This is a genomic window from Bradyrhizobium sp. USDA 3240 (assembly GCF_054063295.1).
In genome coordinates this window covers 607,615-629,434 of record NZ_JBSSGD010000002.1, presented here as the reverse complement: position 1 = coordinate 629,434, position 21,820 = coordinate 607,615, and the positions used below count along the sequence as shown (strand labels likewise).

Here is a 21,820-nt window from a genome sequence, read left to right as displayed (position 1 = left end):
GGTGGGCGATTGCCTGCCGTCTAACTGTCGCGCTAGCGTCCTTTTGGCAAGTACTGTAAAATCAGGGAACTAGTCCCTGTTTGTATACTATTGGGAAATTACCGATGAAACGGAAGAATTTTGCGCGTCGGCCGGGCTGCGCGGTCGAGGCGGCGCTCGACCTGATCGACGGCAAATGGAAGGGCGTGATCCTGTATCACCTGCAGGCCGGCACCCAGCGCTTCGGCGAGCTGCGGCGGCGGATGCCCGGCATCACCCAGCGCATGCTGACCAAACAGCTGCGGGCGCTCGAGGACGACGGCCTCGTGACCCGCAAGGTCTACGCCGAGGTGCCGCCGCGGGTCGAATACACGCTCTCCGAACTCGGCGAGAGCCTGCGTCCGGTGATCGATATTTTGAAAGCCTGGGGCGAGGGCCATCAGGAACGGTTGTCCTGCGCGCCGGCGCCGGAAGTCGTTGTGAAGAAGAAGCGCGCGGCCTGACAATTTGTAATGAAGAGGGCCGGGAGCGATGTCGCTCACGGCCTTCCGTTGTTGACGACTGATCAGGTCGCGTCAGAACGCAACCTGGGTACGCAGTGCGACCGCGTCGAACTTCGAACCGGCATCCGCAGGCGAGGTCGCCGAAGCCTGCTTGGCGACGTCGCCGTGCAGGTAGTTCAGCATGAAGCGGACATTGTTGTTGACGTACCAGTTCAGCGCGGCGGTGTAGACGGTCTGCCGTCCGCCCGCGATGCCGACGGCCTGGCCGACCTGGTCGTTGAGGTTCATCGTGCTGACACGGCCCGCGATTTCCCACGCGCCGATGCCGCCACCGGCAAGCGAGAACGGATCGTGCGGCTTGATGCCGCCATAGGAAGCCGTGGCCGGGTTGTAGGCGTGGTTCTCGCCGGTCAGCACGTAGCCGACCTGCGCGTAACCGCCGTCGAATTTCAGGCTCGGCGCGCCGAACGGCGGCAGCCCGGTATTCGCAGAGCGGTCGACATTGAACCAATAGTACTCGCCCTGCGCGATGAACGGGCCGTAGGTCGCGGCCGCCTCGACGCCGTAGACCTGCGCGCCCGAGACGTTGGCGATCGCGCCGGTCGAGATCAGCGTCGTGGGGTCGATGCGCAGCTCGGGCCGGTCGTTCAGCGTGAGCGTCCGCGCCTGCGTCAGCTGATTGCGCGGCGGCTGCACCAGCCATTCCGCATCGGCGCCGATATGCACCGAATAGTCCTTGCCGCTGATCGGATTGCCGGCGACGCGGACCACCGCGCCATACTGCTCCGATGATCCCGCCGGGGTAACGCTGGAGGCCGAGTGAATCTGGCCGGTGGTCGGTCCGGTGGCATAGCCGCCGAGCCAGAGCTGGTCGTTCCACCAGCGGGTGCCGATGGCGGAACGGAAGTCGCCGGCCGCGACGTTCTGCGCGATGATGCCGGCCGAGGCGCGCTCCATGAACAGGATGTCGTTGGAACTGGTCGACTCGTCCATGGTCCAGAGCAGGTCCATGATGCCGCCTTCGATCGCCATCTTGCCGCCGAACGGCTTCAAGCCGGTGTAGCTCAGATACGCATTCTCGACGCCGGAGGTGCCGCCGCCCGGCAGCGATCCCGGTGCCGCACCGCCGAAGCCGTCGGACGAGCCGCCGAAGTCGTAGACCAGCGCGTAATTCCAGTCGCCGAAGAATTTGCCGATGATGCCGATGCGGGCGCGGCGCAGGTTCTCGCCGCTGTCGAGCTTCTGCGGCGAGGTGCCTGCGGTGTTCGGACGATAGTCGTAGCCGCCGACATCCCAGTGCACGCGGCTCGTGATCGCGACGCAGTTCTGTTCATCCGCAGTGCAGATCGTCGGCCGGTTGTTCGGCATCGTCACCACGACGCCGGACGGCGCGACCGGGCCCTTGACCGGGATCGCTGCGTTGGCGCTTGCGACCCGCGCGGCCTTGGCATCGGCCGCCTTCGCGTTGGCGTTTGCGCTGGCAGCGGTCGCGGTATTGGCATTGGTCTGCTTCTGTAGCTTGTCGAGCTTCTGCTCGAGCATCTTCAGCTGCTGCTTCAGCAGCGCGATCTCCGCGTCGCTGCCGCCTCCGGCCGATTGCGAATAGGCCGGAGAGGCGGCGAGCGCCCCTGCAAGCCCGATGGCGATTGCACCAACTTTTGTCGCACCCATTGTGCACCCCTGTTGTGTTTGAATTCCCCACTCACTCACTGAAACGTCCTAGGAGTTGATCGTGACTGACACACGACAGCGCCGCCTGGCATCGCAGTTCCGCTTGTTGTCCGCGGGCAACAAGCGGAGCGGCGCAGTGAGATGACAATCATCATAGAAGTTTGGCGGCGCGCTTCAACGCGGCTACCGGCGGTTTTGCACCGGTCCGGCGGGGGCCAGTTATCCCGCCGGGCGCCCTTCAATTGCCCGGCGAACACGCCTATATTCCGGCGTTTCCACGAGAGGTGAGAATGCTCCGACCTGTCCGCTTCGCTGCCATATCCGCTCTGTGCACATTGGCTTTCATGGGGAATCTGTCCCCGGCCGCGGCCCAGGACCGTCGCGTGCCGTCCTCGCAGGCCGAGCTTCAATTGTCCTATGCGCCAATCGTGCAGCGGGTGCAGCCGGCGGTGGTCAACGTCTACGCCGCCAAGACGGTGCAGAACCGCAATCCGTTTCTGGACGATCCGGTCTTCCGCCGCTTCTTCGGCGTCCCGGGGCAGCAGCCCGAGCAGATGCAGCGCGCGCTCGGCTCCGGCGTGATGGTCGACGGCTCCGGCCTTGTGGTCACAAACAATCACGTGATCGAGGGCGCCGACCAGGTGAAGGTTTCGCTCGCCGACAAGCGCGAATACGAGGCCGAGATCGTGCTGAAGGACAGCCGCACCGACCTCGCGGTGCTGCGGCTGAAGGGCACCAACAAGGAGAAGTTCGCGACGCTCGACTTCGCCAATTCGGACCAGCTGCAGGTCGGCGACGTCGTGCTGGCGATCGGCAATCCGTTCGGCGTCGGCCAGACCGTGACGCACGGCATCATCTCGGCGCTGGCGCGCACTCAAGTCGGGATCACGGATTATCAATTCTTCATACAGACCGATGCGGCGATCAATCCCGGCAATTCGGGTGGCGCGCTGGTCGACATGACCGGCCGGCTCGCCGGCATCAACACCGCGATCTTCTCGCGCTCCGGTGGCTCGCAGGGCATCGGCTTCGCGATCCCCGCCAACATGGTGCGGGTGGTGGTGGCATCTGCCAAGAGCGGCGGCAAGGCCGTCAAGCGGCCCTGGCTCGGTGCGCGGCTGCAGGCGGTCACGCCGGAGATCGCGGAGACGCTCGGGCTGAAGCTGCCGACCGGCGCGCTGGTCGCCAATGTCGCGCCGAACAGCCCGGCGGCGAAGGCCGGGCTCAAACTGTCCGATCTGATCGTCGGGATCGACGGCACGCCGATCGACGATCCCAACGCGTTCGACTACCGCTTCGCCACCCGTCCGCTCGGCGGCAACGCGGAGATCGAGGTGCAGCGCGCCGGCAAGCCGGTGAAGCTCACCGTGCCGCTGGAGACCGCGCCCGACACCAACCGCGACGAGATCGTGCTGACCGCGCGTTCGCCATTCCAGGGCGCCAAGGTCGCCAACATCTCACCGGCGCTGGCCGATGAGCTGCATCTCGACGCCGGCGCGGAGGGCGTCGTCGTCACCGAGCTCGCCGATGACGGCACGGCCGCCAATGTGGGCTTCCAGAAGGGTGACATCATTCTTGCCGTCAACAACGAGAAGATCGTGCGCACCAGCGACCTCGACAAGGTATCGAAGGCGGGGTCGCGGATCTGGCGCATCACGCTGGTGCGCGGCGGCCAGCAGATCAATGTGACGCTCGGCGGATGAGCCCCAAGGTGAGCTGTAAGTGAGCCCGAAGCAACCGCGTGAGGCCAACAACCTGTTCGCCGCGGCGGGAATGGAGCAGGACGCGCCACACCCGCTGCCGGACCGGTTGCGCCCGCGCACGCTGGCCGACGTCGTCGGCCAGGATCATATCCTCGGCCCCGACGGCGCGCTGACCCGCATGCTGGAGACGCGCACGCTGGGCTCGCTGGTGTTCTGGGGACCGCCCGGCACCGGCAAGACCACCGTGGCGCGGCTGCTGGCCGATGCCACCGAGTTGCATTTCGAGCAGATCTCCGCGGTGTTCTCCGGCGTCGCTGACTTGAAGAAGGCGTTCGATGCCGCGCGCGCCCGGCGCGAGACCGGCAAGGGGACGCTGCTGTTCGTCGACGAGGTGCATAGATTCAACCGCGCGCAGCAGGACTCCTTCCTGCCGGTGATGGAGGACGGCACCGTGGTGCTGGTCGGCGCCACCACCGAGAACCCGTCGTTCGAGCTCAACGCGGCGCTTCTGTCGCGGGCTCGCGTGCTGGTGTTTCACTCGCTCGATACCGCTGCGATCGAGCGGCTGTTTGCCAATGCCGAGAAGATCGAGGGCAAGGCCCTGCCGCTCGATGCGGAAGCGCGCGCCGTGCTGGTGCGCATGGCCGACGGTGACGGCCGCGCCTCGCTGACATTGGCCGAAGAGGTCTGGCGCGCCGCACGCAAGGGCGAGGTGTTCAACGCCGAGCAGTTGCAAGCCATCCTGCAACGCCGCGCGCCGATCTACGACAAATCGGCCGACGGTCACTACAATCTGATCTCGGCGCTGCACAAGTCGGTGCGCGGCTCCGATCCGGATGCGGCATTGTATTATCTCGCGCGCATGCTCGATGCCGGCGAGGATCCGCTGTTCCTGGCGCGGCGCGTGGTGCGGATGGCGGTCGAGGACATTGGTCTCGCCGATCCGCAGGCGCTGGCGGTCTGCAACGCCGCCAAGGATGCCTATGATTTCCTGGGCTCGCCGGAGGGCGAGCTCGCGATCGCGCAGGCCGTGGTCTATCTCGCGACCGCGCCGAAATCGAACGCGGTGTACACGGCATTCGGCGCCGCGATGCAGAGCGCCAAGCAGGGCGGCTCGCTGCTGCCGCCGAAGCACATCCTGAATTCGCCGACCAAGCTGATGAAGTCGGAAGGCTACGGCTCCGGCTATCAATACGATCACGACGCGCCCGACGCGTTCTCCGGCCAGGACTATTTCCCGGAAGCGCTGGGACGCCAGACCTTCTACGATCCGCCCGACCGCGGCTTCGAGCGCGAGATCCGCAAGCGGCTGGATTATTGGCAGCGGCTGCGCAAGGAGCGCGGCGGGAGCTAAAGCAAGACGAGATTAGGCTGCGGCCGCGAATAACGCGCGTTCCCGTTTCCGCCTGCGGCGTGCGAACGTCAGTTGCAGAAGCCCGCAAATGCCATATGCAATTTTTGTAACTTCGGAATATTAGAAATATATCCCTGAGTTGCCCGACGTGTCAAGTTGCTTGGTCGAACGCCGCGCGCCGCCGGCTACTTTGCATGGGGTTGTTTTCGATATTTTGGCAGCGCCCGCTGCGACGGCCCATAACTTCATATTGCGCTAGCGCGTCACTTCACGCTCTTCACGAACTCCAAAATCTCATCCGTCAGCCGCGTGTCCGGCGTGTTGATCGCATAGACCTCCGACGTATGGCTGTGCTGCGGCAGCATGAAGCTGCGGGCGCAGCCGCTCGGCCGCTTGCAGCTGGCCTGTCTCAACAGTTCGAACTGCTCGACGAAGCGCGGCGGATCGAGCTCGGCCGCGGTGATCAGGAACGGGATCGGGCTCGCGAGCAGCCCTTGCAGCGAGGAGCGTTCGGCGTAGCGCGAGGGATCGGAGCCGTAATAGGCGAGCTCGGCATCGCCGGCCGGCGAAGCCGTCAGATCGTAGATGCCCGACACCATGATCGCGCCGGCAACGCCGCCGCCCTTCACCTTGTGGAATTCGCCGTGTGACACATAGCTCGCGACATGGATCGCGCCGGCCGACTGGCCCATCAGGAAGATGCGCCTGGGGTCGCCGCCGCGGCTCGCGATGTTCTCCGCGACCCACTGCACGATCGCGCCCATGTCTTCGGCGCCTGCCGGCCACGGAAAGGCCGGCGCCAGGCGATAGGTGGCATTGACGCCGACAAAGCCGCTCTTGGCGGCCCACAGCATGACGTTGTCGTAGAACGGGCTGCCGGGGTTGCGCTTGCTACCGGCAATGAAGCCACCGCCATGGATGTAGATCAGCACCGGCCGGGGCGCCGCCGCCGCTGGGTCGGGCGCGAACACGTCGAGCAGATGGCGGTCGGCGGGACCGTACTTGACGTCGCGCTCGACCTTGACGCCCTGATAGGGCTCCTTCTGTTGCATCGGTGCGTAGAGCGCGGCCGTCTTGGGCATCTCGACGACGCGGCCGAGTTCCAGGAGCTTCCAGGCCAGATCTTCCGGCATAGGGCTCTCTTGGGCGAGCGCCGGCCCTGACAGCATCAGGGCCGCCGCCAAAGCCGATAGTGCCAATCTCATTCCAAGGCCCCTCGATTGCCGCAGGCGGCCGAACTTGGCCGATGTTGCGCCGGATTCACACCGATTTCGCCGTGACGATTCGCGGCATTTGCGCTACCCACGGGCTTAACTTCGGAGTTGCAACCCCATGAGCCGCCGCGTCAAGAGACCTCTCCGCCCAGCGAGCGAGCGCGCCAAAGGCGCGCGTCCCCATCGCGGCCCGGCGGCCGAGCGGGGGCCGGCGCATCGTGCGGGCGGCAAGTCGGCAGCGGTGCGCCTTGGCGACAAGCAGCGGGCGCCCAAGCCATTCGTGTCGCCCGAGCCCGAAAAGAGCGTCGCCGAACCGCCGCCGCTGCCGACCAAGGTGCAGACCGTGGTGGTGACGGCGGACGAGGACAACATGCGCGTCGACCGCTTTCTCGAGGCGCGTTTCCCCGGCCTGTCGTTTTCCCATATCCAGCGCATTGTTCGGAAGGGCGAGTTGCGCGTCAACGGCAAGCGTGCGGACAGCAAGGACCGGCTGGAAGAAGGGCAGAGCGTCCGCATACCGCCGCTGCGGCTCGATACGCCGAAGGCGGCCGCCAGCCTGTCCGAAGCGGCGAAGAAGACCCTCCAGGACCTCAAGGATATGACCCTGTTCGAGGACGCCGACGTGATGGTGCTGAACAAGCCCGCAGGCCTGGCGGTTCAGGGCGGCTCCGGCATCACGCGCAATGTCGACGACATGCTGGAGGTGATGCGCGACGCCAAGGGCCAGAAGCCCCGGCTGGTGCATCGGCTCGACCGCGAGACCTCGGGCTGCCTGCTGATCGCCAAGACGCGCTTTGCCGCGACCGCTCTGACCGGCTCTTTCCGGCATCGTTCGGCGCGCAAGATCTACTGGGCGCTGGTCGCCGGCGTGCCGAAGCCGAAGCAGGGCCGGATCTCGACCTATCTCGCCAAGGAGGAGAGCGAGGAGGACAGCATCATGCGGATCGCGGCGCATGGCGACGAGGGCGCCAGCCACGCCGTGACCTACTACGCCGTGGTCGAGACCTCGGCGACGAAGCTCGCCTGGGTGTCGCTCAAGCCGGTGACCGGCCGCACCCATCAATTGCGCGCCCACATGGCGCATATCGATCACGCCATCGTCGGCGATCCCAAGTATTTCAACAAGGAGAACTGGCAGCTGCCGGGCGGCCTGCAGAACCGGCTGCATCTGCTCGCCCGCCGCATCGTGATTCCGCATCCGCGCGGCGGTGTGATCGATGCAACAGCGCCGCTGCCGCCGCATATGCTGCAATCCTGGAATCTGCTCGGGCTCGAGGCCGATCGGTTCGATCCAATCGAGAACGCCCCCGAGGAGTGACGGCGGACGCCGCCTCCCGATATCCGCCGCGGACAGCAAGAACGATCAAAGCGGCTCATCGCGCCGCGGCTATGTTGCCGCGCGCCGGGCACTGCCGGCATGCAACCGTCAAAGAGGCTGTCCATGACCGGGATCTGGTTACGCGTCGCGCTTTTCCTGATTGGCTCGGCTGTCGCCGCTGCGGCGGCACATGCCGAGACCGTGGTGCTGCGCGGCGGCACGCTTTACGCATCGGCCGATGCGGCTGCGTTGCCGGATGCGGCGATCGTGATCACGGACGGCGTGATCAGCGCAGTCGGCAAGTCCGGTGACGTCAAGCAGCCGTCGGATGCGCGCCTGATCGATTGCAGCGGCAAAACCATCGTTGCCGGGTTCTGGAACAGCCACGTGCATTTCACGGAACATGTCTGGCACAACGCCGGCGAGACACCGGCCGCACCGCTGACGCAGCACATGCAGGAGATGCTGACCCGATGGGGTTTCACCACCGTCTGGGATCTCGGCTCCGATCCTCGGAACACGCTGCCGCTGCGCAAGCGCATCGCGGCGGGTGAGGTCGCCGGCCCCACCATCCTGCTCGCCGGCAACGTGTTTCCCAAGGGCGGGCATCCGGTCTACCTGCCGCCCGAAATCCAGCTTCCTGAAGCCGCGACGCCGGAGGAGGCGGCGAAGTGGGCGCGCGACTGGCTCGCGATGGGCGAGGACGGCATCAAACTGTTCACCGGCGCGTTCATGGGCGACAAGCCCGTCATCAACATGGACCCGGCGATCGCCAAGGCGGCCGTCGATGTCGCGCATGCGCAGGGCAGGCCGGTGTTCGCGCACCCGCAGAACAAGTTCGGCGTCGAAACGGTGATCGCAGCCGACGTCGACGTGCTCGCGCACACCACGCCCAGCGAGCGGAGCTACACCGATGACCAGCTGGCGCGGTTCAAGGCGCAGGGGACGGCGCTGATCCCGACGCTTTCGCTGTTCACGACGGTGGTTCTCGACCCCAACGTCACCAACCGTCTGGTGGCCGCGACCGTCAATCAGCTCAAGCAGTTCTCGGAGAACGGCGGCACGGTGCTGTTCGGCACCGATGTCGGCTTCACCAAGCTGTACGACACCACGCAGGAATTCCAGCTGATGCACCGCGCGCTGTCGGAACGCCAAGTGCTGGCCTCACTGACCACCAATCCGGCACGGTTCTTCAAGGCCGCGAAGAAGGGCAGGGTGGAGCAGGGTTTAGACGCCGATCTCGTGGTGCTCGACGGTGATCCGCTCAGCGACGTCGCCAATCTTGCGAAGGTGAGCATGACCATCCGTGCAGGTCACGTGATCTATCAGAAGCCCTGACAGCCGGCCGGGAACGCGCAAATCAAACGCAGCGTTGACCCGCAGCGATCCCGTTCAAAGCAATCGAATGTCCGAATCTGATTGGCTATCCAAACGGACCGCCTTGATTTCGTCGCATGATCTTGAGTGTGAGCAGGACCGCCCCGAGCACAAGAAACAGGACGCCAACAACGGTTGTGCTCGTGGATTCGAACGTCACACCCACTGCCGTCAACAAGCAGCCAAGAACGATAGCAACCAGCCCACCAAGCTTCTTTACCAGCAGAAACTGTCCGTCGCTTGCGCGCGCCACCATGATCAACCTCACTCTGCAAGTGATGCGGTCATTCCACCATCGCCACGTGCCGGTGTTGCTCGGACAAACGGCAGGCTCACATCCGCACGCGACGATCGTACTCCCGAGCACCAATGATGCAAATCGCTCGTTGCTGGCAAGACGATTTCTCTTTTGATTCAATTGCGCCACTGGCGATTGGGCAGCCCTGTTGACTTAGCTGTGTTGGAACGTCGCAGGGGTCGATGAAGTGGCACATCCTGCATAGCGCTGTATTTCTGCGACGCGCAACGCGTTCAGCTCATTTGTCGTAAAGTGCGCTAGACCAACACAAGCATTGCAAATGCTGTAGGGGCGGATCGTTGACTCCGTGTTTTTTTGGTGCCTATTTTAGGTTGCCGACCAAACGACCTGAAACATGAGGGTCGAAATCCGGAAGGAGAGCCAATGTGGCGACCTTCGATCGCGGAACAAGCGGAGCGGCCTTTCATCTCGACGGGGCACTTGCCCGATCCCGAGATGGTGCAGGAGCTCGTGTCTCAAGCTCATCTGCGCTTCAAGTCGAACAACGAAGGAAACAATTCGCAGGTCTACCCGGCGCTGGCCAGAGTGCCGAGTGAGCTGTTCGGCGTCTGCGTGGCCGGTGCCAGCGGACGCGTCTACGGTGCCGGCGATATCGATTACGAATTCTCGATCATGAGTGTGTCGAAGCCATTCGTGTTCGCGCTGGTGTGCGAGGCGATCGGCCCCGAAGAGGCTCGCGCAAAATTGGGTGCCAATGCGACCGGGCTGCCGTTCAATTCGCTGGCGGCGATCGAGCACGGAGCCGGGCGCACCAACCCGATGGTGAACGCGGGTGCGATCGCGACCACAAGCCTCGTGCCGGGTCCGAGCACGGAGGAGCAATGGCGCTTCATTCATGACGGCCTCTCGCGTTTCGCGGGCCGCAAGCTCTCGCTCAACGAGGAGGTCTACGCCTCGGCATCGAAGACCAATTTTCGCAATCGAAGCATCGCCCGGTTGCTGGAGAGCTACGACCGGATCTACTGCGACGCCAGGCAAGCGACCGATCTCTACACCAGGCAGTGTTCCCTGAATGTGAGCGCCAGGGATCTGGCTGTGATGGGCGCGACGCTGGCTGATGGTGGAGTCAATCCGGTCACTCGGAAGCGGGTGGTCGATGCGGCGGTCTGCCACTATGCGCTGGCTGTCATGGTCACTGCCGGATTGTATGAAACGTCAGGTGACTGGCTGTACGACATCGGTCTGCCCGGCAAGAGCGGCATCGGTGGCGGCATCGTCGCGGTGTCTCCGGGAAAAGGTGGCTTCGGCACCTTCGGGCCGCCACTGGATGCGGCCGGCAACAGCGTGCGAGGGCAGCTCGCCGCGAAGTTCCTGTCGCAAAGACTGGGCATGGATCTGTTCGTGTCCCAACCGGACGAGTGAAACAAGATGCTCTGAGGATCGGTGGAACTGTAGCTCGATCGATCGCAACGCCGGGCAGGTTGGAGGACACGATGGCAGCGCAAGCGATCTCGATCGGCGATATTCGGCAGGAAGAGCGTGCATCATGGGTGCCCATGATCGCGATCGCGTTCGGTCAGATGATCATGTCGTTCAACGTCGCGTCGTTGCCGGTTGCGATGGGGGGAATGGTGGCGAGCTTCGGAGTGCCGCCGACCACGGTCGCGACCGGAATCGTGGCCTACTCGATGCTGGTGGCCGGGTTCGTGATGCTTGGCGCGAAGCTCGCCCAAAGGTTCGGGGCGGTGCAGGTCTTTCGCGGTGCCGTCGTGCTTTTCCTGATATCGCAGATCGCGATGACGTTCAGCCCTACGGCTTCCGTCATGATTTCCGCTCAGGCGCTTTGCGGCGTTGCGGGCGCGGTGATCGTGCCCTCGCTGGTCGCGCTGATTGCCGAGAATTATGCCGGACGCCAGCAGGCGACGGCCCTTGGTGCGCTTGGCTCGGCGCGGGCTGCCGCCGGCGTGCTGGCATTTGTCATCGGTGGGTTGCTTGGCACCTACATCGGCTGGCGCCCCGCGTTTGCAATTCTCATCGCGGCCTCGGCGGTCGCTTTCGCGCTGAGTTTCCGCCTGCGGCCGGACCGCGGGCGCCCGGATGTTCGGATCGATCTGATCGGCGTCGCCCTTGCCGCGAGCGCAATCATTTTCATCAGCTTCGGATTCAATAATTTGAACGGCTGGGGAGTGATCCTGGCGGCCGCTAACGCGCCGTTCGACTTGCTGGGCGTGTCGCCGGCACCGATCCTGATCGTGCTCGGCTTTGTACTCGGGCAGGCATTCCTGATGTGGACGCATCGGCAGCAAGCCGCAGGGAAGACGCCGCTGCTGGCGTTGGAGGTGATCGACTCGCCGCAGGAGAGGTGTGCCGTCTACGCGCTATTCGCGGTCGTGGCGCTCGAGGCTGCCCTGAACTTTACGGTGCCGCTCTACATTCAGATCGTGCAGGGACGTTCTCCGATCGCGACGGCGATCGCGATGATGCCCTTCAATCTGACGGTTTTTGTCTCGGCGATGCTGATCGTCAATCTGTACGACAAACTGACGCCTCGCCAGATCGGACGCTTCGGCTTTGGTCTCTGCACCGTCGCGTTGCTATGGCTCGCGTTCGTCGTGCGCAACGACTGGAGCGAGATTCCCGTTCTGTTTGGTCTCGTGCTGTTCGGCATCGGCCAGGGCTCGCTGGTGACGCTGCTGTTCAACGTTCTCGTGACTGCCTCGCCCAAGCAATTGGCCGGGGATGTCGGGTCCTTGCGCGGGACCGCACAGAATCTGGCGGCTGCGGTTGGCACCGCGGTGGCCGGGGCTCTTCTCGTCGGTCTCTTGAGCACGATCGCGCTCGGCAGGATCGCGGCCAGTCCGGTGCTGACCAAGGAACTTCAGAGCCAGGTCGATCTGAGCAACATCACCTTCGTCAGCAATGACCGGCTGCGCAGCGTGCTCGAGGCCACCAGCGGTACGCCGCAGCAGGTCGAGGAAGCCGTTCGGGTCAACACCGATGCGCGCCTGCGGGCGTTGAAGATCGGATTGCTGATCATGGCCGGCCTCGCTTTGCTTGCGATCATTCCCGCGGGTCGGCTACCGAATTACCGGCCGGGAGAAATACCGGACGACGGAGCGACAAGCGAGGGCGAGCAATCGGCCTGACTGGATGTTGGGCGTTGGGCCCCGCCGGGCCTTGGGATCAGGGAGGATGACATGGCGACCTACGAGAACAGCTCCACAATGCTGCGCGGCCTGCCTGGTCCGCCACTCTGGGTGTGCGTTCTGCTCGGTTTCGTGATGATCGCCGCGGGCCTTCTGGTCTTGGGAGATGTGGTGCTTTTCACCGTGATCAGCGCCATCTTCATCGGCTGGACGGCGATCGTCGCCGGCGCGTTCGAAATCCTGCACGCGTTCTGGACCAAGGGCTGGGGCGGATTCGTGTGGCAGCTTCTGCTCGGGGTGCTCTACCTTGCATGCGGCATCGTCCTGCTGAGCCAGCCGGTGGCGAGCGCGCTGCTCCTGACCTATGCCCTCGGTCTCCTGCTTTTGGTCTCCGGGATCGTGCGCGTGCTGGTCGGCATCGGCCATTGGCAGCAGTCCGGCTGGATCATGCTGGCATCCGGAGTGTTTGGCATCCTGGCAGGCCTCGTCATTCTGACCGGGTTTCCGGCAACCGGGCTGTGGGTACTCGGTCTGCTGCTGGGGATCGATCTGCTGTCTCATGGCGTGGGATGGCTGACCTATGCTTTGCAGCCTGCCGCCAGAGCGGCTCAATAGGCCGTCGAGGACCTGCAATCAGCCTTCATCAGGTCCCGCGCACAGCCAGGTCAATGACGATCTCGAACGATGCCCTATCGGCGGAGAGTGGACATGTCAGGTTTGAGCAAAAGCCTCTGCGTTTCCGCGCTGGTCGCGTTGATTGTGATGGGCCTGATTGGCTCGCCGCCGGCGCGCGCGCAGCAGGATGCCGGCGTGCTGTTCCAGAACGTCCGCATTTTTGATGGCAAGAATGGCGCGCTCTCCGGGCCGTCCAATGTGCTGGTCCGGAACAACAAGATCGAGAAGATCTCGACTGCGGCGATCACGGCCGATGCCCAGCTGATCGCCGGCGACGGGCGGGTGCTGATGCCCGGGCTGATCGACGCGCATTGGCATGCGATGCTGGTGCGCCCGACGCCGGCGGCCGCGATAGCTGGCGACGTCGGCTACACAAATCTCCTTGCGGCCGCGGAGGCAACGGCCACGCTCATGCGCGGCTTCACCACCGTGCGCGACATGGGCGGACCGGCCTTTTCCCTCAAGCGGGCGATCGACGAGGGTCTCGTCGTCGGCCCGCGCATCTACCCATCCGGTGCCATGATCACCATCACCGGCGGCCATGGCGATTTCCGGCAGCTGTCCGATCTGCCCAGAACGATCGGCGGCATGCTCAGCCGCATGGAGAGAATAGGTGGCGCCATGGTCGCGGACAGCCCGGATGAAGTTCGCGTCCGCGCGCGCGAGCAGCTCATGCAGGGAGCATCTCAGGTCAAGCTCACGGCGGGCGGCGGGGTGGCGTCACCGTTCAGTCCGCTCGATGTGTCAACGTTCACTGAACCGGAGCTGCGCGCGGCGGTCGAGGCCGCCGAGAACTGGGGCACTTACGTTGCCGTACACGCCTATACGTCGGTTGCAGTCCAGCGATCGATCGCAGCGGGCGTCAAGGTTATCGAGCACGGTCACCTGATGGACGACGCGTCGGCCCGCCTGATGGCGGACAAGGGAGTTTGGCTGAGCACGCAGCCCTTTCTCGATCTGTCGGGCGCCAGTGCCCTTGGACCGGCCGAGCAGGAGAAGATGCGCCAGGTCGTTGCCGGCACCGACAGGGTGTACGGCTTCGCGAAGAAGTACAAGTTGAAGACGGCATTCGGCACGGATGTCCTGTTCTCGAAGGCGCTCGCTGACAAGCAAGGCGCCATGCTGACGACGCTCACGCGATGGTATACGCCGGCTGAAGCGCTTGCGATGGCGACATCGACGAATGCCGAGTTGCTCAGTCTGTCCGGGCTTCGAAATCCATATCCAGGCAGGCTTGGCGTGGTGGAGGAAGGCGCGCTGGCCGACCTTCTGCTGGTCGATGGCAATCCGATCGAGAACATCAAACTGATCGAAGATCCGGCAAAGAACTTCCTGGTCATCATGAAGGATGGAAAGGTCTACAAGAATCTTCTTGGTGGTGACCGCAACAGGTAGACGCGGCTCTGCGCCAACACCCGTGACTGACGCGCGAGGGCGTGACATTCATTCGTTGTCGCGCTGCGTCGGTCTATTTGGGAGGAAGGCGCAAGGTGGTGAGATCCGAGCCGACAATCGTCGTGCCGGTAAATCCGCCGGCTTCGGCGGCGGCGCGATAGTCCGCTTCGGTGAGCGCGCCACCGGGGACCTTGTAGGGGCCGTGATGCGTTGCCCCGACCTGCGGCGCGAGGTGGGTCAGCATCAGATATTTGGCGCCCACGCGTTGTGCCATGGCGCCAAGGTCGGGCGCCAGGCTTTGGCGGTAGAACACGGGCGGCGGCATGCCGCTGTCGCGCTCCGGACCCATGATGGGATGCATGGTCGAGTGCACGATCACGTCGGCGCCTTGTGCCAGCTTCTCGACTTGCGCCGACGTCGAAGTCGGGCGCGGCGGAGCGGCGCTGTCATTGCTGGCATCGCCTCCGATCACGACGCTGCCGACCGGCGTGTCGACGCGATAGGAGGCATGGCCCGCGATGTGGGTCGAGCGGATCGCGCTCACCCGGACCTCGCCCTTTGACCAGATAACCTGTGGCTCGTCCTTTGGCTCGAATGTGACGAGATGCACAAGCTCAGTAGGTCCGCCAGCCAACCGTCTCTTGTCCTCCGAAACCCGCTGCGCGATTTCGCCGGACTGAATGAAGGCGTCGCCGATATGCGCGACAAACTTGCCGCAGCTCAGGGTGAAGCCGAGCGGCGAGGGCGCATCGCTGCTGCAGACGACATCGAGCTTGTCCCCGCCCGAATTCCAGTTCCAGCGCGCGAGCAGGAGGTCGACGAGGCCCTCGGTGTGATCCGAGTGCATATGCGTGAGGAAGACGGCGTCGATCTGGCCGGGTTCGATGTCCAGTTGCGACAGCCGCAGTTCGGTGCCGCGGCCTGCGTCGAACTGCAGCTTCAGCGTTCCGCAATCGGCACTGTCGTCTCCGTAGCGCACGAGTGTGCCGGCGCCCGCGACGCCATTGCGCAGGGCGGGGCCGCTCATGGTGCCGGTCAAGGTGACGAGCAGGCAGGGCGCCGATTGGGCCGGAAGCGGCAGCAGCAGCCAGATGACGGCCAGCAAGGGTGTCGGAAGAATGAAGCGCCACATCCTGTCGGCTCCCGCGTCGTCCTGATCTTCATCGAGACTGCCAAAGTCCGCGCCGCATCTCAACGCCCGGCCGCGCCGCATCGAGGTGTTGTGATCGCGCCACTCACCGGGCGCGTCCCTGCGCGCATGCATGCTGCTGTGGGTATGCCGGGGCGCTGCCTTGATGTGGCTCGACAATCTGCTTGCGACCAGTTTCAATAAGCCGTTCGTCGAGGCAACATGACCCGGTAGGGCACCTTACGTGCAATCATCCGCTATTAAGATCGCAATGACCGGTTGGCGGGATGCGTTGAATGCCATTGCGCAAATGGTGCCTGTGGTTGGACCGGCGTTCCTCCTGACCCTTGTATCCGAGGCACTGGGCCAACTGTTGCTGGGCTATTCATTCGCGGCTGACCTTGCGGTGTCCGAAGGTCTTTACATATCGCAAAGCCTGATGCTGGCTCCGCTTGCGATTGCCGTTCACAGTTACGTCTTGCTTGGCGAAGTGACACCGCGCTATGCGCTCAACCCGACCGATCAACGCGTCCGGCGATACTTCATCCTGGCCGTTGCGATCCAGGTTCTGTGGCTCTCGATCGCGATTTGGTTCGTGCTCGGGCATTTCATCTTTGGTGCGCCGCTGGTCCCGGGGCAACCGATTTCGCCGGGCAACGAAGGTCCGGCATTCTGGGCACTTGTCGGAGGCTTCATTGCGGTTCTCGTGACCGGCTTTATTGTAGGGACCGCGATATTGGGTATCGTCATTCTGTTTCCGGCCTTGGCTGTAGATGCGCCCGGTGCCGAGTGGCGCAACGCCGAGACGACAGCAGGGGACATACCTACCAAATATTCTGTGCCGTCGCCCTTGGCTTGCTCCCAACTCTTCCATTCGCCGGGGTCGACGGGGTGATCCTCGCTCCCAAGGGCGCCGGTTCGTCGCCCGGGCTACCTTCAGCTTCTCAGGCCATCGGCGTTATCTTGCAGGCGGCCGAAGTGGTGCTGATCGTGGCCGTGCTCGCGTCAATCACCTCAAAACTCTATTTGGCCTATGGCAGTCGACTTAACAGGGCTCCCCGAACGGCCTGATGATGGTTCGTGCGCTTTGCTGGCCGAAGGTCAGAAGGCGTACTCTGACCGGCCGGCGAAGGGTTAGAGCATCAGCTTGTAGCCGAGATGGCTGCCGACGAATCCCAGTCGCTCATAGAAGCGGTGTGCGTCGGGGCGCGCCTTGTCGGTGGTGAGCTGCACGAGATCGCAGCCTCTCGCTTTGCATTGCGCGATCACCCATTCGAACATCTGTTGCCCGACGCCGGAGCTGCGGTGCGTCTCGGCAATTCGGACCGCCTCGATCTGCCCCCGCCAGGCGCCCAGCCGTGCGATTCCGGGAATGAAGCTGAGTTGAAGGGTCCCAATCACCTCGTCGTCCAGGGTTGCCACGACCAACAATTGGTGGGGATCGGCGAGGATGGCTTCGAATGCATCGACATAGCGTGGGTTCGGCGGCGAGCTCGCATCCTCGCGCTGCTGCCCCAGGACGTCGTTGGCGAGGAGGGCGATGATCGCCGGAAGGTCGGCGGATTGAGCCTTGCGGAAAGCGACTGGTGTCATTGAACGAGATTCCATAGAGACGAACGGTAGCGCCAGACACGCTTTGCGCCGTGCTGAGGGCAAGTTCAAGGGCCACGGAGGCACGGTGGGGCGTAGCCCGGATGAGCGAAGCGATATCCGGGGCCACGAGCTTCCGCATATCGTTGGCGATCATGCGGGCTACAAGGTCGATTGACCTGGTCCGAAACGAAATCCGCCGGCCTTTCGGCCGGCGGATTGTTGTCTCGCTAGGTGCAGTCGTCAGTGGTCCCAGCCACCGTCATGATCCCAGCCGCCGCCATGATGATGGCCGCCGTCGTCGAAGTCGAAGAAGTCGAACAGATCGCTGAGCGCCGGGCTGTTGACCGGAACATAGGGATTGCCGGGCGCCGCAACCGGGTTCGGGAAGTTGTCGCGGCTGCGGTTCGTGATCGGCTCCAGGCGCCAATTCCGCTCGATGAACTTGATGATCGAGACGTGATCGGCATATTCATGCGAGATGTGGCCGTGCCGCGCGAACGGCGACACCACGATCAGCGGAATACGGGTGCCGTCGCCGAAATAGTCGAGCGGCTGCACATAGCCAGAGTCGAAGTAGCCGCCGCCTTCATCGAAGGTGATGAAGATCGCGGTGTCCTTCGCATAGTCCGAGGCCTGGACCTGGTCGACGATCTTTTTCGCGAAGCCTTCGAACAGATTGAGCTTGGAGGACGACGGGTGACCGTCGGTAAAGCCGCTCGGCTTGACGATGGAGACCGCCGGCAGCGAGTGCTTGGAAAGGTCGGAGTAGAGATCAACCGAGTCCTTGATATGGGCTGCGACCTGATCCGGGTGCGACATGATCGAGGTGTCGTACTGGAACGGATTGCAGATGTTGCAGTACTCGTCGGCGGTCGGACCGGCCACGCCCCAGTTGAGCTGATAGGGATCGTTGACGTAGTTGTTCCACTGGTCGCCGTAGTACTTCCAGGAGATGTTCCGCTCGTTCAGGCTGTCGCCGATGCTCTTGCGGGTCGACGGCGGGATCGTGAACGGCGTGTTGGACGGGTTGGTGTCGGTGTAGGCGTTCTTGCCGTTGCCGAAGTAACCCGGATTGTAGTTGTTCAAGAGATAATAGTGGCCGGGTTCGCAATTCGCGTTGATCCGGATCCCCTTCAGATAGTCCAGGATCGGCTTGACGCCGGGCTGGGTCGGATCCGAGCAGTCGCTGTAGGAGCCGCCGCCGGACACCGGGCTGGTCTGGAAGGGCGGCGCGAAGCCGCCATTGCCGCCGGCGCCGTAGCCGTCCTCGGTGTACCAGTTGTTCGTGCCGGAAGCCGGGTTCGGATTCTCGATTTGATGCACGATGCCGGCGTCGGGCGTGCCGCCGAACACCTGCGTGCCGTTCGGCGGTACGGCGGCGTTGCCGTAGGTGTCGCTGAAGTAGAGCATGTCGGCATGGCCGAACATGACGTGGTTGGCACCGGTGCCGCCATTGACGGACTGGTGGAAGTTGTCGCTCATCGCGTATTTCTGCGCGAGCGAGGTGAAGTAGGGCACGTCACCCTTCTGCACATTGTAGAAGCCGAGCGCCGTCGAACCTTCGCCCGTGGTCGTTGCCGTCGGCGAGTATTCCGTCGAGAAGTTGGAGGGCTGTGCCGCACCGTTGGCGCCGGCGCCGACGGTGACTTCGACCCAGGCGAACAGATTGCCGCCGCAGCCCGACGGATTGTCGCGGCTGGCCGCCGAGTGGTTGCAGTTCAGCTGCTGCCACATCTGGTAGAAGCGATGCACCGGGCTTGCCGAATAGGAATCGTAGGGCATCGCATCGGTGTTGGTGAGCTGGAACGGACCGGCCGGCAGCGCGCTGACATTGGTGATGCGCTGGTCGGGGGTCTGTGAGCTCTGACCGGTGCCGCCGGACAGCAGGAACTGGTAGTACTCGGACGGCAGGCCGGATTCCGACTGCTGCGCCAGCGCAAGCGACGCCTCGCAGGTGGTGATCGGCGAGCTGCCGCATTTGTTCGGGATGTAGGAGACCTTGGGGCCGCCGACGAGTGGAGCCGGCAGTTGATCCTTGGGGAAGTTCTGCTTCGGCGGGCTCAGCAGGAACGCGTCGTTCAGGCCGGTATCGGTGGCTGCCTGCTGATGCGCCTTCTCGAAGTTCGGCCCGGGGATCGCATTCTTGTTGTGATCGAGCTTGACGATGCCCTGCGAGAGCAGGTTGAACACGCTCTCCTCGCGCCGTTCGGGCACGTAGGTCGCGAACACGTGGTCGAAGCTGCGGTTCTCACCGATGATGACGATCACATGCTTGATCGGCGACCGCGTCTCGTGTCCACCGTGATGATTCCAGTCCTCCGCAAGCACCGGGCCGGCGGTGAACTGGCCCAGCGCGAGTGCGCTGAGGGTGAGGCGGCAACCTTGCAGCCAACGTGACTTGTGCCTGTCGCGCATTAAAGCTCTCCTTTTTGCAGACTAAGTGGCTTGGTGGAACTGGCAGTGTCTCGCGGCACGACCCTGATGCGTCCCATCATGCCGCCGTCCTCATGCTCGAGAACGTGGCAGTGGTAGACGAAGGTGCCGACGATGTTGGGATCGCGAAAATCCATGCGCAGGCGCACGCTCGGATATTTCAGCATCCGGCCGTTGTAGTAGGGGACGTTGACGGTATCGCGCAGGAACGGCTCGTTGACGGCGACGCCGGACCAGTCGAGCAGCTGGAAGTGCAGCTGATGGATGTGAAAATCATGCAGCTCCATCGAGCGGTTCTCGATGATCCAGTCCTCGACGTCGCCCTGTCTCACGGTGATGTCGGGAATATCCGATTGCGGATCGAACGGTTTCGGCGTCTCGCCGTCGATGGTCATGAAGAACTTGGTCGGGCTGTTCGGATCGTTCGGGTTCTCCGGCTGCTCGGAGAAGAACAGTTTTCTGACGCGCACCGGTGTGACGTTCCCGACCCACGGCCGCTCCGGGCGCGGCAGCGGCTCGGCGTGAGCCGGCAACGCAGCCTGCGGCTCGCTTGCATCGACTGAGGACGTGATCGCCACCAGGGCGCGGTTGGGATCGTTCTCGCCGGCGGGCCCGGTGTCGACCGCGCGTGTCACCAGCAGGGCCGAGCTGCCGACCGGCGGGCCCTCGACGATGAATTCGGCACGCGAGCCCGGCGGCAGGCCGATATGGTTGACCCGTTGCACCGACGGCGAGGGGCTGCCCTGGAATTGCAGCGGCACGCCGTCGAGCCCGACGATCCCGATCTGCTGCGGTGTGCGGCCGACCAGCAGCGCGAGGTTGAGATAGGTGATCGCGGACGCGTTCAGCACCCGCCAGAGCTGCCGCTCGCCGGGCTTCATCGTCAGCGTCGCCGGCGGATAGTTCGGAAAGGGCACCGGCACGAAGTTGACGGAGAGGTCCTTCGACGGCTTGCCGAAGCCGGTCCCGGAGTTGGCGACGTCGCCGTCATTGTCGAGCTGGCTCTTGGTCATCACCGGCTCGGATTTCGACGGCGGCGCGTCGGGATTGAGGAGATCCTGGTCGCGGATCACGAGCACACGCTCGGGGAGGCCAGCGAGCTGTGGATCGGCGCGCTCGATGCCTTCGATGATGATGGCGCCCGAGGCGCCGCCGAGCACCTGCGTCTTGCTGAAGCCGTGCAGATGCGGGTGATACCAATAGAGACCGGGCGGCGCGTCGTCCGGGATGCGCAAGCGGTATTCGAACGGCGTGTCGTCGGGCTGGATCGAGGTCTTCAGCACGTCATCCTGATGGCAGACCGGCGGCACCGTCAGCCCGTGGAAGTGCAGGTTGGTCGAGATCGGCGTCATCGCGCCGCTCTCGCAAACATCGGCTTGCTTTCGCGTCGTGCAGATCGGCGCACCGGCAAGCGGGCGGTCGATCGCAGGCGTTGCCGTATCGAGATCGACGAGGTCGTTCTTGAAATGGATGACCAGCTGGTCGCCCGGCCTCAGCCGCAAGGTCGGCGACGGCCTGCCGTCCGGCGTCAGATAGCAATAGCGGCTCGTGCCATCCGGCAGCTTCTGATCGTGGATGCTGAGGTCGGTTTCGAGCACGCCATCGCGGCTGCGCAATTCGGCGGGTTCCTCGATCGCACTTCCGGGCTCAGGCCGCGCGCAAACGTCCTGTTGCGTGCGTGGCGCGTTCTGCAAGCCCGTTGCGCCGAGCCAGGCCGTCATGCCGCTCACGGCAAGCCCGAGGCAAGCCGCGACGATGACACAACAAACGGTCGAAAGTCGTCGTGCCACGCCGCCCCGCCAATACGTCGACACGAGCGCGCAAGCGCGCACGGACGCCACGCGTGACGTCAGTCCACGTCTTGCGACCGCGATGGTCGACAAATGCTTCTGTTTGGTGTCGGAACGCTAGCCGCGCGTTGTTGCCGAAATCTGGCAGGTTTTTAACACGCGGATGACAGTATCTTGCGGCACTTCGACGCAGAAATGCGCGCGCCGTTCAAACCTGCTGTGCGATCAATCGGACGCGTCATTCGCGGACCGAATTGCGGAGAAAGCAGGACGCGCAGGCA

The 21,820-nt window shown here is 64.0% G+C and carries 16 protein-coding genes; 10 read left to right on the top strand and 6 right to left on the bottom strand.

Annotation, left to right across the window (positions count from 1 at the left end; all coding sequences use genetic code 11):
- Window positions 1-104: 104 nt before the first annotated feature.
- Entirely contained in the window at window positions 105-482 is a 378-nt protein-coding gene (locus tag ACVIGA_RS03560; protein ID WP_375775240.1) for a winged helix-turn-helix transcriptional regulator, read from the top strand.
- A 72-nt stretch (window positions 483-554) separates the two neighbouring features.
- On the opposite strand, the gene ACVIGA_RS03555 is transcribed toward ACVIGA_RS03560, so the two are convergent.
- Window positions 555-2,153, bottom strand: coding sequence for an OprO/OprP family phosphate-selective porin (locus ACVIGA_RS03555; protein ID WP_456665320.1), 1,599 nt, complete (start codon window positions 2,151-2,153; stop codon window positions 555-557).
- Between the two features lie 344 nt (window positions 2,154-2,497).
- Between ACVIGA_RS03555 and ACVIGA_RS03550 the strand changes: the two genes are divergently transcribed.
- Together ACVIGA_RS03550 and ACVIGA_RS03545 are read left to right on the top strand one after the other, a co-directional pair.
- Entirely contained in the window at window positions 2,498-3,856 is a 1,359-nt protein-coding gene (locus tag ACVIGA_RS03550) for a DegQ family serine endoprotease (RefSeq protein WP_456665319.1), read from the top strand.
- A gap of 19 nt (window positions 3,857-3,875) precedes the next feature.
- Window positions 3,876-5,210: a replication-associated recombination protein A gene (locus tag ACVIGA_RS03545; protein ID WP_456665318.1), complete on the top strand. Its 1,335-nt coding sequence runs from the start codon at window positions 3,876-3,878 to the stop codon at window positions 5,208-5,210.
- 263 nt (window positions 5,211-5,473) lie between these two features.
- Here ACVIGA_RS03545 and ACVIGA_RS03540 read toward each other — a convergent pair whose 3' ends face one another.
- Window positions 5,474-6,415: an alpha/beta hydrolase gene (locus ACVIGA_RS03540; protein WP_456665317.1), complete on the bottom strand. Its 942-nt coding sequence runs from the start codon at window positions 6,413-6,415 to the stop codon at window positions 5,474-5,476.
- Window positions 6,416-6,542: 127 nt separating this feature from the next.
- Here ACVIGA_RS03540 and ACVIGA_RS03535 point away from each other — a divergent pair, with 127 nt between their 5' ends.
- The 6 genes from ACVIGA_RS03535 (at window position 6,543) to ACVIGA_RS03510 (ending at window position 14,594) form a co-directional block, all read left to right on the top strand.
- Window positions 6,543-7,742 (top strand): RluA family pseudouridine synthase, encoded by a 1,200-nt coding sequence (locus tag ACVIGA_RS03535; protein ID WP_456665316.1) that lies wholly within the window; start codon window positions 6,543-6,545, stop codon window positions 7,740-7,742.
- Window positions 7,743-7,865: 123 nt separating this feature from the next.
- Window positions 7,866-9,080: an amidohydrolase family protein gene (locus ACVIGA_RS03530; protein ID WP_456665315.1), complete on the top strand. Its 1,215-nt coding sequence runs from the start codon at window positions 7,866-7,868 to the stop codon at window positions 9,078-9,080.
- Window positions 9,081-9,801: 721 nt separating this feature from the next.
- The gene (gene glsA, locus ACVIGA_RS03525; RefSeq protein ID WP_456670730.1) at window positions 9,802-10,800 is read left to right on the top strand and encodes a glutaminase A; all 999 of its coding nucleotides are present in this window, start codon (window positions 9,802-9,804) and stop codon (window positions 10,798-10,800) included.
- A gap of 71 nt (window positions 10,801-10,871) precedes the next feature.
- Window positions 10,872-12,524 carry an MFS transporter gene (locus ACVIGA_RS03520; protein WP_456665314.1) on the top strand — a complete coding sequence of 551 codons (1,653 nt, stop codon included), beginning with the start codon at window positions 10,872-10,874 and terminating at the stop codon, window positions 12,522-12,524.
- A gap of 51 nt (window positions 12,525-12,575) precedes the next feature.
- Window positions 12,576-13,139, top strand: a complete 564-nt coding sequence (locus ACVIGA_RS03515; RefSeq protein ID WP_456665313.1) for an HdeD family acid-resistance protein — start codon at window positions 12,576-12,578, stop codon at window positions 13,137-13,139.
- A gap of 147 nt (window positions 13,140-13,286) precedes the next feature.
- Window positions 13,287-14,594 (top strand): amidohydrolase family protein, encoded by a 1,308-nt coding sequence (locus ACVIGA_RS03510; RefSeq protein WP_456670729.1) that lies wholly within the window; start codon window positions 13,287-13,289, stop codon window positions 14,592-14,594.
- Between the two features lie 73 nt (window positions 14,595-14,667).
- On the opposite strand, the gene ACVIGA_RS03505 is transcribed toward ACVIGA_RS03510, so the two are convergent.
- Complete coding sequence (locus tag ACVIGA_RS03505) at window positions 14,668-15,924, bottom strand: MBL fold metallo-hydrolase (protein ID WP_456665312.1); 1,257 nt, start codon at window positions 15,922-15,924, stop codon at window positions 14,668-14,670.
- 43 nt (window positions 15,925-15,967) lie between these two features.
- Here ACVIGA_RS03505 and ACVIGA_RS03500 point away from each other — a divergent pair, with 43 nt between their 5' ends.
- Entirely contained in the window at window positions 15,968-16,618 is a 651-nt protein-coding gene (locus tag ACVIGA_RS03500; RefSeq protein WP_456665311.1) for a hypothetical protein, read from the top strand.
- Window positions 16,619-16,857: 239 nt separating this feature from the next.
- On the opposite strand, the gene ACVIGA_RS03495 is transcribed toward ACVIGA_RS03500, so the two are convergent.
- The 3 genes from ACVIGA_RS03495 to ACVIGA_RS03485 form a co-directional block, all read right to left on the bottom strand.
- Window positions 16,858-17,316, bottom strand: a complete 459-nt coding sequence (locus ACVIGA_RS03495) for an N-acetyltransferase family protein (protein WP_456665310.1) — start codon at window positions 17,314-17,316, stop codon at window positions 16,858-16,860.
- 240 nt (window positions 17,317-17,556) lie between these two features.
- The gene (locus ACVIGA_RS03490) at window positions 17,557-19,731 is read right to left on the bottom strand and encodes an alkaline phosphatase family protein (protein ID WP_456665309.1); all 2,175 of its coding nucleotides are present in this window, start codon (window positions 19,729-19,731) and stop codon (window positions 17,557-17,559) included.
- A complete protein-coding gene (locus tag ACVIGA_RS03485; protein ID WP_456665308.1) occupies window positions 19,731-21,539 on the bottom strand; it encodes a multicopper oxidase family protein in 1,809 nt (602 codons plus the stop codon). Before ACVIGA_RS03485 ends, ACVIGA_RS03490 begins: the two co-directional genes overlap by 1 nt.
- Window positions 21,540-21,820: the final 281 nt, after the last annotated feature.

Excerpts from the sequence above, each read along its gene's own strand:
- ACVIGA_RS03495 (WP_456665310.1), bottom strand. The coding sequence starts at position 17,316 with ATGACACCAGTCGCTTTCCGCAAGGCTCAATCCGCCGACCTTCCGGCG.
- ACVIGA_RS03540 (WP_456665317.1), bottom strand. The coding sequence starts at position 6,415 with ATGAGATTGGCACTATCGGCTTTGGCGGCGGCCCTGATGCTGTCAGGG.
- ACVIGA_RS03530 (WP_456665315.1), top strand. The coding sequence starts at position 7,866 with ATGACCGGGATCTGGTTACGCGTCGCGCTTTTCCTGATTGGCTCGGCT.
- ACVIGA_RS03560 (WP_375775240.1), top strand. The coding sequence starts at position 105 with ATGAAACGGAAGAATTTTGCGCGTCGGCCGGGCTGCGCGGTCGAGGCG.
- glsA (WP_456670730.1), top strand. The coding sequence starts at position 9,802 with ATGTGGCGACCTTCGATCGCGGAACAAGCGGAGCGGCCTTTCATCTCG.
- ACVIGA_RS03515 (WP_456665313.1), top strand. The coding sequence starts at position 12,576 with ATGGCGACCTACGAGAACAGCTCCACAATGCTGCGCGGCCTGCCTGGT.
- ACVIGA_RS03520 (WP_456665314.1), top strand. The coding sequence starts at position 10,872 with ATGGCAGCGCAAGCGATCTCGATCGGCGATATTCGGCAGGAAGAGCGT.
- ACVIGA_RS03490 (WP_456665309.1), bottom strand. The coding sequence starts at position 19,731 with ATGCGCGACAGGCACAAGTCACGTTGGCTGCAAGGTTGCCGCCTCACC.
- ACVIGA_RS03550 (WP_456665319.1), top strand. The coding sequence starts at position 2,498 with ATGGGGAATCTGTCCCCGGCCGCGGCCCAGGACCGTCGCGTGCCGTCC.
- ACVIGA_RS03555 (WP_456665320.1), bottom strand. The coding sequence starts at position 2,153 with ATGGGTGCGACAAAAGTTGGTGCAATCGCCATCGGGCTTGCAGGGGCG.
- ACVIGA_RS03510 (WP_456670729.1), top strand. The coding sequence starts at position 13,287 with ATGGGCCTGATTGGCTCGCCGCCGGCGCGCGCGCAGCAGGATGCCGGC.
- ACVIGA_RS03535 (WP_456665316.1), top strand. The coding sequence starts at position 6,543 with ATGAGCCGCCGCGTCAAGAGACCTCTCCGCCCAGCGAGCGAGCGCGCC.